This is a genomic window from Microcoleus sp. AT8-A3 (genome assembly GCF_036705675.1).
Lineage (GTDB): Bacteria > Cyanobacteriota > Cyanobacteriia > Cyanobacteriales > Microcoleaceae > Microcoleus.
Map to the genome: position 1 here is coordinate 359,741 of NZ_JAUBVD010000001.1, position 13,804 is coordinate 373,544.

Sequence of the window (13,804 nt, forward strand, 5' to 3'; positions counted from 1 at the left end):
ATTTTTTAGGGATAATAGTCTGGGTAGCTGGATTAACCGAAGTTAAACATTCATCACATCTTCTGCTGTCAGCGTTAATTCGGGAAAAGTCCGCGACACAATTCGTTCGCTGCCTTTAAACGCGCTTCTTTGATAATTGCCATCTGCATCCAAAAGGTGAACCAATACAGTTGGAATTTTGGGATTTCCCAGAAATTCCCTGCTGCCAATTGCTAAATAATCGACAATCCAATACTCAGGAATTCCGAGGCGCCGATATTCGTCCAATTTGTCTATATAATCGTCCTCCCAATTTGTTGATGTTACTTCCACTGCCAGTTGAATTGGTTCCCGCATTGCAGCATAAGCAGAACGGTTCGATCGCCACAAATCGCGATCGATGACGCTGACATCCGGTCTCCGCCCTTGTTCGATGCCGGCTTTACTTACAGTTCTGATAACGGCTGTAGTGTTGACTACATAATTCAAATTTAGTCGCCGGATTTCATCGTTGAAGCCAAATAACAGGAAATTAGCAACATCATCATGATTTCTTGTGGAATTCATCTCTACTATTTCTCCATTTACCAGTTCATAACGTCCATCTTCTGGACATTCTACAAGGAATTGGTCAAAGGTTAATTGCTGTGTGACTGTTGCAATCATAAGATTTATCCTTATTTTGCAGTAATACTATTAGCCTATATTACCACAGGCAGGAAGAATTTTGTTTTTTTGACGGCAGACATCCAATTCTAAAATCTAAAATATACAATCAAAAATCAAAAATCGATTCACGTAAATGGTAAAATACGATCGCCAGCGGGCAGATTGAGTTAAATATGTCACCTACTTGCTAGGGTAGAAAGTAACAAACCTAGAAATCGAGCCACTCCCAGGTCAACCCCGAACCATGAGACTAGACGAAGCCGTAGAATTTGCCGAAAACCCAGAGCCGCGCTGTCCCTGCGTCCTCCTGCTGGACACCTCCGGCTCCATGCAAGGCGCACCCATAGATGCCTTGAATGAGGGGCTGGAAATTTTTAGGAATGACCTAATTAAAGACGAACTAGCTAAAAAGCGAGTCGAAGTCGCGATTATTTCATTTGACAATCAAATCAAAATCGTGCAAGACTTCGTTACCGCCGACCAGTTCGAGACGCCACTGCTGACAGCTCAAGGACAAACCCACATGGGCGCCGGCATTCAGCTAGCATTAGATACCATTGCGGCCCGCAAATCGGAATACCGCAACAACGGCATTACCTACTACCGCCCGTGGGTATTTATGATTACTGACGGCGAACCTCAAGGTGAATCCGACGATGTTGTGGAAATAGCAGCACAGCGGATTAAAGAGGAAGAAATTAACAAGCGCGTGGCATTTTTTGCAGTCGGAGTGGAAGGTGCTAATATTCCTCGTCTCGCGCAAATTGTCGAGCGCACGCCTGTAAAATTGAGAGGATTAGACTTTAGAGAGATGTTCATCTGGCTGTCGGCTAGTATGCAGAGAGTTTCTCACTCAAAAATTGATGAACAAGTAGCACTGCCCCCACCCGGATGGGGAACTGTTTAGTCATTAGTCATTGGTCATTGGTCATTGGTCATTGGTCATTGGTCATTGGTCATTGGTCATTAGTATGTGACAAGCGGTAATGTGTGGTGTACATCGCCCTACCAAATTAGTAAAGTGTGGTGTGCATCGCCCTACCTAATTAGGGATAAATAAACCCGTCCAGACTTTGCATAGTTGTGAATTTACGAAGTTTTGAGTTAAAGAGTTATTAATGCAGAATTCATCCTTTAATTGGCAAGTTGTAGCGGCATCGGTGATAGGTACGAGCCACGAAAAACGATCGCAGCCTTGTCAAGATGCCCACTGCTGGCGTCTCTTGCCAAACGGTGTTTTAGCGGCAGCGGTTGCCGATGGTGCGGGCTCGGCAGCACTCGCAGAAGTTGGGGCAAAAATTGCTGTGGAAGCGGTTGTCGAAACGATTTGCCAGCAACAGGAAAGGCTGCCTCAAAATGACGATGAATGGCAGGTATTCTTGACAGCATCACTGCAAGTTGCGCGGGCGCAGGTGGAAGCAGAAGCGGCAGTGCGGGAAGTGGCTGCGAGAGATTTAGCCTGCACTTTAATTGCTGTTGTTGCTACGCCGGAATTAATCGCCGTTGCTCAAATCGGCGACGGTGCGGCGGTAGCAGGTGATAGTGCAGGAAATGCGATCGCCCTGACAGTACCCCCCTGTGGCGAATACATCAACGAAACTATCTTTTTGATTTCGCCGAATGCAATTGAAACAGCGCAATTTCAGGTACTGCGGGAAAAACTGCAGCACTTAGCCGTGTTTTCCGACGGGTTGCAAATGCTAGCCCTCAAAATCCCAGAAGGCACGCCGCACAAGCCGTTTTTTGCGCCTTTGTTTCGGTTTTCGGGCGAGTGGAAAGAAGAAGAAGATGCGAAACAGCAGTTAGAGTCATTTTTGCGATCGCCCCGCGTTTCCGAACGCACCGATGATGACTTAACATTATTGCTAGCAACTTTTTCGAGTTCGGAGGCACAGGACAATTAAAAATAAACATTTTGCCACAGCCAATACCCATCTGGGTGAATTGGCGTCGATCTGCGGTTAAAAATTTCCGATTCTGAATTTTGCAACAAGTCTAATGCGTTCAACCTCATCAGCGGTGAAAATTTGGCGCGGTTCTATAATAAAATCGAGGTGTCAACAATTCTGCTTTAGTCTGTACAGTAGGTCGTCGTTTGCAAGCACAAGAGATTAAGGATAAGCTCAACTCCCTAATTAGCGCCGCAGATCCAATAGATCCGAGTTTGGCGAGAAGATTGGATGAAATCAATCGCTGGGTGAAAGATGTTAAACCCGGTTCGCTAACTGCTAAAAAATTTGTGATGGCTTTTTTGCTGCAGCTTATCCGAGATTCTCAGGTTTGGCTGGCAGTTCAATCTCTACCTTCGGAAAGAGAACAGCAAGCCGCGTTTGAGTTAATGACGCCGGGGGAAAGGTATTGGTACAGCTATCTATTTCCTAAATGGCTGAGCGAAAACGATCGCAAATTTTACATCTGGAAACAAAAACTCAAGGCCGGCCAATTCGATCCGGCTGACGATCTCGTCATTCGAGCGATCGCAGCCCGAATAGTCGATCGCCAAGGCACTGTTTTGTATCGATATGTTGCAGATCTTTCTATGGCAACCGATTCGATCGTTAGTAGCCGCCAACAGCAGCCCCTCTGCATTCAAGTCACAACTCTTTCGGATGAATTCTCTGAACAAAAATATCATAATTGGCAACAAACTCTTCAAGATTGGGGGATTGACAGAGGATTATTTTTAAGTTATGATAAAAACGATGCAAATTTCCTGAATCAGTTAGTTAATATAGCATTATATAATAGTGATAATTTGCCCGCAGGTCGTTACCTCAAGTTCCCGTAAATCAAGCATATCTGCTGCTGAGAATAGTTCGACTGCTCCAAACTCTGTGAAAAAAAATTTGACTAACTCACATATTGCACAATTTTCGAGAAGGGCAACAGCCTAGTCCCCAGACAGATTCTGGAAAAGGGAAAACAGAGCAAGATTTTTCCTCCCCTTTTCTGTCTCCGGGAGGGGTTTGCCAGACACAGGCAAGAGGTGCTTGATACGAAGGCTAAGCAATGGGAACATTTACCGCAGCAATCAATCGGGTGAAATAACTAGCAAGTCTGCCTAAATTGAATTGAGATTTGATTTAATTGCGGTGAAATTGTTGGAAATAAAATCTAATTACATCAAAATCAAATACTATGACAGTACAAGGTACACATACCGTTGAAAATAACTTGCAAAAAGTCTGGGAAGAACTGGAAGCAGCCAGAAAAATGCAGGATGAATGGATGAATTACGGGGTAGATTTTGTGGATTTGTATGTGGAAGACGCGGGCGGTGATTGGTTGGAAAAGTGGGGAAAATGTGAAGAAGAATTAGAGCTAATAAAAAATAAAAAGGTAGATATTGAAGCAGTCAAAGCAGCGATCGACCTTTCCAGCTTTCAGCAGACAAAACTGCTGGAAATTGCCTTAAATTGCCGTTCCTCTACCAGCTATTACTCCGATCGCCCGGAGGAGTCTCCCGCTTGGCAAGAGGTTAAGTACCAACGCCTGTCACTCCTAGGGGGAGCGATTTTCGGTGCTATTGTTACCGATTACCTCTACCGCGAATATCCCGAACTAGATCCCGATGCTATCTCAACCTTAAAAGCTCGTTTAGCAGAACCCAAAAAACTTGCGGATTTTGCACAAAATCTGAAATTCAACGAACTCAGTTGGCGCGTATGGAATGGGAGAGAAACAGAAGAAAGCGATCGCAATAGAGTTTTTTCGGAGACTTGTGAAGCTTTGTTTGGCGCGATTTACTTAGAATTCGATCGCGATTTTTTTCGTGCAGAAAACTGGCTGATTCAGCACTTGATTGAACCAAATGTTTGCCAGCATGGGGAGATAACTCAGCGGCGACAAACAGGGCCAGAAAACGAGGTGAAACGCCGGGAAATCCTGGGGGCGGATATTCTAGATGCGATCGCGATCGACTATTTGTACAACCGCTTTCCCGAACGCAACGCCAGCCAGCTAACTCGCTGGAAAAATATGTTAGTGGCCAAAGAGATTTTCCCCAAAGACTTTAAGGCAAAACTAGGCAGTCAGTACCTGGAGTTGAGAAGCAATTTCTCGCGTACCCGCGACTGGTTGGTGGATAACTTTATCCAAACCGCAGTTGACGAACTGGAAGAGGAAACAGGCGATCGACTGAAATAAAATCAAATTGTCAAAAAAATTGGGGAAACAGCAATGGTTACACAACTGCAATCTCCCGAAAAATCAAATATCATCTACCCCGACGATAACGGCGAACCGATGTCAAACAATACGGATCAGTTTCGATTAATTGTTTGGATTAAAGAAAACTTAGAATTGCTGTTTGCCGACGATCCAAATGTTTTTGTAGCAGGTGACTTGCTTTGGTATCCGGTGGAAGGCAATAACAAACTGTCTCAAGCACCAGATGTAATGGCAGTTTTTGGCATCCCCAAAGGATATCGAGGTTCCTATCAACAGTGGTATGAAAATGATATTGCGCCACAAGTCGCATTTGAAATTTGGTCGCGGGGAAATCGTCTGACTCCGATGATGCAAAAATTTCAATTTTACGAACGCTATGGTGTAGAAGAATACTATTTGTACGATCCCGAAAAATTGGAACTGATAGGATGGTTGCGGGCTGAGGGAAAATTAGAACAGATCGAACAAATTGATGGTTGGGTAAGTCCGAGACTGGGAGTGCGGTTTCAATTATCAGAAACAGGACTCGAAATGTTCGGGCCCTCTGGAGAACCGTTTAGAAGTTTTGTGGAACTCGATCGACAGATCCAGCAAGCCGAGGCGCGGGCCGAACAGGCAGAAATGCTGCTGGAACAAGAACGATCGCGATCGCAAGCTTTGGAAGCAAGACTCCGAGAAATGGGCATCGATCCCAATCAATTGTAAGCACAACTGCAAAATTGAACTATTGTGGAACAGGCCCTCGTAGCCTGTTGCTGAATTTTCCAGGGCGGGTTCTCCTGCCCAACCCCTACTCCCCACAATAAAATTGAACTATTGTGGAACAGGCCCTCCTAGCCTGTTGCTGAGTTTTCCAGGGCGGGCTCTCCTGCCCAACCCACAATAAAATAGAATTATCGTGGAACAGTCCCTCGTAGCCTGTTGCTGAATTTTCCAGGGCGGGCTCTCCTGCCCAACCCCTACTCCCCACAATAAAATAGAATTACGGATTTATCAGTGGGGTAGCTTTCTTTAATCTAAAATCCAAAATCTCAAATCTAAAATCGATTGATGCCCCCATACCCTAAGCGAATTCTATGCAGTTGCAGCGCCAATTTAGCGGACAACTGATTGCGATCGACACCAAAAACGCGATCGCCAGTGGGGGTGAAGGTCGCATCTACCCGATCGCCCAAGACTCGTCCCTTGTAGCAAAAATCTACCACAAACCGACAGACGAAGACGGCGACAAACTCACAGTCATGTTCAGTATGCCGCCGGATGCGCCGATCGCGGAACCCGGGCACGCTTCCATTGCTTGGCCGATCGATTTGCTGCATACTGTCGGCGGGCGCGAAAAAATCGTCGGTTTTGTGATGCCACGCGTCAACAAAGTGATGCCGGTACACACTTTCTACACTCCCAAAACCAGGCGCGAACAAAAACCGCTATTTAGCTATCTTTACCTCCACCGTACCGCCAGAAACCTCGCCTCGGCTGTAAATGCCCTCCACGTCAGGGGTTACGTCATCGGCGATGTAAACGAGTCGAACATTCTCGTGACGGATACGGCGCTGGTAACGCTGGTGGACACGGATTCGTTTCAAGTCCGCGATCCTTATACGGGTTACGTTTATCGGTGTCCCGTGGGGAAACCGGAGTTTACGCCGCCGGAGTTGCAGGGGCAGACTTTCCGCGATATCGATCGATCTCCAGAGCACGATTTGTTCGGTTTAGCGGTATTAATTTTTCAATTGCTGATGGAAGGTACGCATCCGTTTGCGGGAGTTTATCTCGGTAGCGATGAACCGCCGTCTTTGGAAGCGAGAATTCGATCGGGCCATTTCCCCACAGGTACGAAACGGATTCCCTACCGCCCGATGCCCGCTGCGCCTCCTTTTGAGATGCTGCATCCCCGACTGCGGCAGATGTTTATCCGCTGTTTTGAGGAAGGGCACGGCAATCCTGCGGCGCGCCCGGATGCGAAAACTTGGGTGAATGCGATTCGGGAAGCGGAAGATGCTTTAGTTACTTGCAGCAAAAACAGTCAGCATAAATACGGAAATCATCTCAGTCGGTGCCCTTGGTGCGATCGGGCAAAACTCCTGAAAGGGCGCGATCCGTTTCCTTCGCGGCAAGCAATCAGCCACGGATTGCACTTGCAGCCCGCGAAAACCAAGCGTAAAAAGCCCCAACCACCGCCTGTCGTGCCCAAGCCCGCAGTGCGTCGGCAACAGCCCGCCACGGGCCTGTCGCGCCCCATGGGCCAGTACGCAGTGCCGTTGCTACCGATGCCAATGTCTTCTCGGAGTCGGACTCCTGCGCCTCGGGTTCCCCTGGGCAAGTTTGAGCGCATTATTCAGGATGCTGCTTGGGGAGGTGTTTGGGGTAGTTTGTGTTTGGCGGCGATCGGGGGGATTTATTCGGCAATAGCTGAGGGCGGCAGTGCTATTTTGGGGGCGATTTTTGTTGGTTCGATTTGGGGCTGTTTTTTTGGGGTGATGTGGGGGGTTTTTACTTTGTCGCCGAATCAAATTTGGCGGAAGTGGGGGGGAGTTTTGGTGGGGGCGGCTTGGGGGGCTTTTTTGTTGGCGGCGATCGGCGGTGCGGTGTTTGGGGCGATTAATAGCACTCCGGGGATCGGGGAGAGGATTTTGGCTGGGGCGGGGGTTGGTGCTGTCTGGGGCTGTGTTTGGGCGAGTTTTCAGCCTCCTCTGGCGCTGCCGGTGGGGAGGGTGTGGGGCCGGCGGGGAGGGTATTTGGGGGCGGTCTGGGGCTCGTTTGTGGGGACTCTGGCTGGTGTTTTTTTGGGGGCTGGGCTGGTGGTTTGGCAGCAGTACGGTGTCCAGATGCGGCCGGTGGATGAGTTTGCGCGTTTGCTGCTGGGTGTGGCGATCGTGGCGGCTGGTGTCGGTTCTGTTGGAGGTGTGGTTTCTGGCGGTTTGTTGGGTTTTTGCGGGTTTGCGCCGAAGTTGCCGATTTCGTTTCAGCCTTCGGGTGTAAGTGGTGGGAGTTTGGGGGCGATTTGGGGTAGTTTTTTGGGGACTTTTGCGGGTGCTGTGTTGGGTGCGGGGGTGTCTGCGATGTTTCCGGCTGTTAGCGCTGGGGTGCCGGTGGAGTTGGGGCCTGTGGCGGGGGCGATCGTGGGGGCTGGTTTGGGGGCGATTTGGGGGGTGGTTTCGGGTACTGTTTGGGGGGCTTTGGGTAAGTGGTGATCGGTTGATGTCTGTTTTTGGGTGGAAAATGCGTCTATGAGTAGGTGTAAAAATCGAGGTGTTAAATTGGGGGGCTATAATGTAGATGCTGTAAGGGTTAGAGGCCCTTCAAGCAATAAAATGGTAGACGCAATCGCTGAAATCTATGCGGGACAAGGGTTTGAGGGCTGTCTGAAAAGTTGGGTATTGACAAGTCGAAGGCTGAAATGGTACTTTTGTTTTATGCAGACGCAAATGAACCTTGAAAACCAAATACAGCAAAGCCTCTGGAACGGGCGGCCGCAATTAACCAAACTCCCTATCAGGGATTGAAACCTTACCAAGAGTGCTTCTTTCAGGTATTCCATTCTTGCCGCAATTAACCAAACTCCCTATCAGGGATTGAAACCATATGAGGGTATAAAGAGTGAAAATCTACTAGCCAGGCCGCAATTAACCAAACTCCCTATCAGGGATTGAAACTCCCATTCAAAAAGCATCAATTGCAATTGAAGATACTGCCGCAATTAACCAAACTCCCTATCAGGGATTGAAACGATCAACCTTGCAGCTTCATCCAAACTACTGCCGCCGCAATTAACCAAACTCCCTATCAGGGATTGAAACGGATTAATGGACATTCAATTTGTGGGTATAGAAGAGCCGCAATTAACCAAACTCCCTATCAGGGATTGAAACCCACCGCTAAAGCAATTGGGAGATATTTCCTATCAGGCCGCAATTAACCAAACTCCCTATCAGGGATTGAAACCAAGCTTTACCGTATATCCTGAATCGAAAAGTTTTTATTGCCGCAATTAACCAAACTCCCTATCAGGGATTGAAACCTTTATTCCAGCCTGTCCACTGATTTTTTTTATAGCCGCAATTAACCAAACTCCCTATCAGGGATTGAAACGTCACCCCTCATCTGCATATGTACCTACCAAAATGCCGCAATTAACCAAACTCCCTATCAGGGATTGAAACAGCATCAGCAAACGCTCTTTCGTTGGCATTGCGTTTCTGGCCGCAATTAACCAAACTCCCTATCAGGGATTGAAACACTCAAAGACTTATGCCCTGCGGCAACACCGCCCGCCGCAATTAACCAAACTCCCTATCAGGGATTGAAACCGATGTTCGCCGCACCAATGGGATGCGAGCTACGCGCCGCAATTAACCAAACTCCCTATCAGGGATTGAAACGTGAGCCATTATTGGAGGCTCTTGATATCTCAAGCTAGCCGCAATTAACCAAACTCCCTATCAGGGATTGAAACCAAAGCGTGATGCACAGAAATTCATGGAATCACTGATGCGCCGCAATTAACCAAACTCCCTATCAGGGATTGAAACTAGGGCTTCTTGGATTTTGGCGGCTGTGATTAAATGCCGCAATTAACCAAACTCCCTATCAGGGATTGAAACAGAAATTCTGCGAAGTTCTCCCAAGCTTCCTCTGCCGCAATTAACCAAACTCCCTATCAGGGATTGAAACCCAGCCAGCATTTTGAGCTCCACCGCGGGGCAAAACGCCGCAATTAACCAAACTCCCTATCAGGGATTGAAACGGCTGCATCAGGATGCTCACCAAAATCTTCTGGGCCGCAATTAACCAAACTCCCTATCAGGGATTGAAACCTTTTGAAGAGCATCAATCAAATTAAGTAATTTCGGCCGCAATTAACCAAACTCCCTATCAGGGATTGAAACAAAATTGATTGGTTGCGGTTTCAAGTTTCAAGTTAGCCGCAATTAACCAAACTCCCTATCAGGGATTGAAACAAAAATGGTTGATTGGGATGGCACTAAAGCTATGCAGCCGCAATTAACCAAACTCCCTATCAGGGATTGAAACAGTGCCGGGGTTTCTGCGGGAAGTGCGATCGGCTGCCGCAATTAACCAAACTCCCTATCAGGGATTGAAACAAACCAAGCTACAAGAAGGAATGCTTGATAGTGGTATGCCGCAATTAACCAAACTCCCTATCAGGGATTGAAACTTTTAATTCTGCGTCCCAATATTCCCAAGCAATAAGCCGCAATTAACCAAACTCCCTATCAGGGATTGAAACGATTCAGGCTGAGATTACAGGCAACACAACTCAGAAGCCGCAATTAACCAAACTCCCTATCAGGGATTGAAACGATACCGATAAGTGCAAAAAGTGGGTATCTGCAAAGCCGCAATTAACCAAACTCCCTATCAGGGATTGAAACTCAAGATGAAGAAGCGCATAAACTAGACGTGCCGGGCCGCAATTAACCAAACTCCCTATCAGGGATTGAAACGCGCTCGTGCCTCGCGCGGCCGGCGCTAGCGCCGGCACGCCGCAATTAACCAAACTCCCTATCAGGGATTGAAACAATTTCGCTGGCTGGAGAGCAGCACAAGCTCATCTGCCGCAATTAACCAAACTCCCTATCAGGGATTGAAACAACTTCAAAGACTGCACCGACTGAGGATATGAAAGAGCCGCAATTAACCAAACTCCCTATCAGGGATTGAAACTTGCGATCGGCGGCTAAGCAGGATGGAATTTCTCAGGCCGCAATTAACCAAACTCCCTATCAGGGATTGAAACCCGGTAGACCCATCCGAACAAGTTGGCTGCCCCCTTAGCCGCAATTAACCAAACTCCCTATCAGGGATTGAAACAACATCTATTTTTAGAATCGTTCCAGGTCTCTCCCCAGCCGCAATTAACCAAACTCCCTATCAGGGATTGAAACTTAAAGCCATGACCAAAATCATCTTTTTCGATTTGCCGCAATTAACCAAACTCCCTATCAGGGATTGAAACTTCAGCAGTGGTAAAGGCGATCGAGCTTTTCATTAAGGCCGCAATTAACCAAACTCCCTATCAGGGATTGAAACCCAGGGACACTAACCTATAACGCAGGTCAATAACGCGCCGCAATTAACCAAACTCCCTATCAGGGATTGAAACAAATAATTTTTGCCTTCAATAACTGAACCGCCAGCCGCAATTAACCAAACTCCCTATCAGGGATTGAAACCTCAAAAAATTAGGAATCGATCGACTCTCCGAATAGCCGCAATTAACCAAACTCCCTATCAGGGATTGAAACCTTCCCTTCTGGCGCTTGCCCCGCGGGTCTTTTGGCCGCAATTAACCAAACTCCCTATCAGGGATTGAAACATGACCAATAAACAGGAGATTTAATCTCGTCTTGTGCCGCAATTAACCAAACTCCCTATCAGGGATTGAAACGAAAAAGGGGGAAAGTCCCCCTTTATTTTTCTAAGCCGCAATTAACCAAACTCCCTATCAGGGATTGAAACTCTATGGTTAATGTTTTTCATTGATTTGGCTTTGGGCCGCAATTAACCAAACTCCCTATCAGGGATTGAAACTTAATACTTCACCGTCAGAGGCAAGGCTTTTACGCCGCAATTAACCAAACTCCCTATCAGGGATTGAAACCGCTATACTCAAAAAATACGATACAAACAAATCAGCCGCAATTAACCAAACTCCCTATCAGGGATTGAAACGAATCCGAATCAATTACAAAACGGGAGCAAAGACGGCCGCAATTAACCAAACTCCCTATCAGGGATTGAAACTAGGCAATCGGCTATATAGCGCAAGCACGGCACGCCGCAATTAACCAAACTCCCTATCAGGGATTGAAACTTTCCCAGCCTTCCCTCCCCTCTCTAGCTCTTCTCCGCCGCAATTAACCAAACTCCCTATCAGGGATTGAAACGCATTGGCTCTTTTCATGGACTCCCAGGATTGCCGAGCCGCAATTAACCAAACTCCCTATCAGGGATTGAAACTCCACCATGAAATCCACCACCTTTGAATCGACAAGCCGCAATTAACCAAACTCCCTATCAGGGATTGAAACCAAAGCTAAGACAGTGCCAAACAACCCAAGGATTAACCAGGCCGCAATTAACCAAACTCCCTATCAGGGATTGAAACGTGGCGTACTCGCTGACATCGACAACGAATTAAGCCGCAATTAACCAAACTCCCTATCAGGGATTGAAACACCAGAAAGTAGTGTAACGCAGCTAGAGTATCTGAGCCGCAATTAACCAAACTCCCTATCAGGGATTGAAACGAAAATTTTTAAGGAGTAAGCAATGGCAACTAGGGCCGCAATTAACCAAACTCCCTATCAGGGATTGAAACGATCAGCCCCAGCCTTAGCGTGAGAATCTAAATCTAAATCCGCCGCAATTAACCAAACTCCCTATCAGGGATTGAAACTAAAGACAAACACCCGATCGCGCTCGACAGGTGGGCCGCAATTAACCAAACTCCCTATCAGGGATTGAAACGCCTTGCTGCGTAATTGCGATAAGATTGTTCATGGGGCCGCAATTAACCAAACTCCCTATCAGGGATTGAAACTTGTGATCGAGATATTGGGCAGTCCATCCAAAGGGCCGCAATTAACCAAACTCCCTATCAGGGATTGAAACTCTGGATCGTATTTGCTGTAAGTCATTTTGTTTGCCGCAATTAACCAAACTCCCTATCAGGGATTGAAACATCTCCCACAGGCTCAAATCTGAAAGAGCCGATTGCCGCAATTAACCAAACTCCCTATCAGGGATTGAAACCAATCTTCTGTATTTAAACATTCCACCCCGTCAAAGCCGCAATTAACCAAACTCCCTATCAGGGATTGAAACGCTCACCGGGGGAGATGCCATAGGATACCGGGAAGGCCGCAATTAACCAAACTCCCTATCAGGGATTGAAACCTTTCTAGATTGTTCCCTGCTGATGCCCGAAAGTGGCAGCCGCAATTAACCAAACTCCCTATCAGGGATTGAAACTACACCTGTATACTCTGTATGATAATTTTCAATAATGCCGCAATTAACCAAACTCCCTATCAGGGATTGAAACACTCTTAGCTGAAAAGTACCGACTGCGTTTAGTGCCGCAATTAACCAAACTCCCTATCAGGGATTGAAACTTGGCAGTATCTCTTCTTCAGCAAAAGTCAGCGGGCCGCAATTAACCAAACTCCCTATCAGGGATTGAAACTGGCTCGGCTTTATGTTGTACTTCTCCAAAATCTGGCCGCAATTAACCAAACTCCCTATCAGGGATTGAAACACGGACACCGGCACCGACACGCCCCAGCCGCCGAGCCGCAATTAACCAAACTCCCTATCAGGGATTGAAACCTTGTTCAGCCACGCTTTCCGGCTCCCAATCTTGAGCCGCAATTAACCAAACTCCCTATCAGGGATTGAAACTTAAGAGCATAGGTACAGTAGAGATCACATCTGTAAAGCCGCAATTAACCAAACTCCCTATCAGGGATTGAAACTGACTCGCGGTAAATTACTCGTCGGCCCATCCAGATGCCGCAATTAACCAAACTCCCTATCAGGGATTGAAACTACCATATAATCTCTTCCATCCAAAGTATTATTAAGCCGCAATTAACCAAACTCCCTATCAGGGATTGAAACTTAAGCTTGCGCTTGGCTCCTGTGCTCATGTACCGCCGCAATTAACCAAACTCCCTATCAGGGATTGAAACCCAATGAGAAGTCTCATCAGGGTAGACATAATCTACGCCGCAATTAACCAAACTCCCTATCAGGGATTGAAACACTAATTACTTAGTAGTCACCTATTGACTCTAGACAAGCCGCAATTAACCAAACTCCCTATCAGGGATTGAAACCATTATTCCAACCTACAGAATGATGAAAAAACAGCCGCAATTAACCCAGGGTAAACGCATCTTAATTTCAACCTCAAACATGATAAGATGAAGTGTTTAGCTAAATCAAGTGCGTAATTGAT

At 47.0% G+C, this 13,804-nt stretch carries 7 protein-coding genes and 1 CRISPR repeat array; of the genes, 6 read left to right on the forward strand and 1 reads right to left on the reverse strand.

What is annotated here, in order from left to right; translation table 11 throughout:
• Positions 1-42 precede the first annotated feature (42 nt).
• Positions 43-645 (reverse strand): Uma2 family endonuclease, encoded by a 603-nt coding sequence (locus QUB51_RS01520; protein ID WP_333259489.1) that lies wholly within the window; start codon positions 643-645, stop codon positions 43-45.
• Between the two features lie 247 nt (positions 646-892).
• Between QUB51_RS01520 and QUB51_RS01525 the strand changes: the two genes are divergently transcribed.
• From QUB51_RS01525 to QUB51_RS01550, 6 genes are all read left to right on the forward strand, one after another.
• Entirely contained in the window at positions 893-1,555 is a 663-nt protein-coding gene (locus QUB51_RS01525) for a VWA domain-containing protein (protein ID WP_333054290.1), read from the forward strand.
• A gap of 211 nt (positions 1,556-1,766) precedes the next feature.
• Positions 1,767-2,552 (forward strand): PP2C family serine/threonine-protein phosphatase, encoded by a 786-nt coding sequence (locus QUB51_RS01530; protein WP_333259486.1) that lies wholly within the window; start codon positions 1,767-1,769, stop codon positions 2,550-2,552.
• Positions 2,553-2,743: 191 nt separating this feature from the next.
• Positions 2,744-3,436, forward strand: coding sequence for a hypothetical protein (locus QUB51_RS01535; RefSeq protein WP_333259483.1), 693 nt, complete (start codon positions 2,744-2,746; stop codon positions 3,434-3,436).
• 350 nt (positions 3,437-3,786) lie between these two features.
• Positions 3,787-4,794, forward strand: a complete 1,008-nt coding sequence (locus tag QUB51_RS01540; protein WP_333054286.1) for a ribonuclease III domain-containing protein — start codon at positions 3,787-3,789, stop codon at positions 4,792-4,794.
• A gap of 33 nt (positions 4,795-4,827) precedes the next feature.
• Positions 4,828-5,523, forward strand: coding sequence for a Uma2 family endonuclease (locus QUB51_RS01545; RefSeq protein ID WP_333232938.1), 696 nt, complete (start codon positions 4,828-4,830; stop codon positions 5,521-5,523).
• Between the two features lie 371 nt (positions 5,524-5,894).
• On the forward strand, positions 5,895-8,012 hold the full coding sequence (locus tag QUB51_RS01550) for a DNA-binding protein (protein ID WP_333054284.1): 2,118 nt from the start codon (positions 5,895-5,897) through the stop codon (positions 8,010-8,012).
• Between the two features lie 278 nt (positions 8,013-8,290).
• Positions 8,291-13,682: direct repeats of the CRISPR family, unit length 37 nt; unit sequence GCCGCAATTAACCAAACTCCCTATCAGGGATTGAAAC.
• Positions 13,683-13,804: the final 122 nt, after the last annotated feature.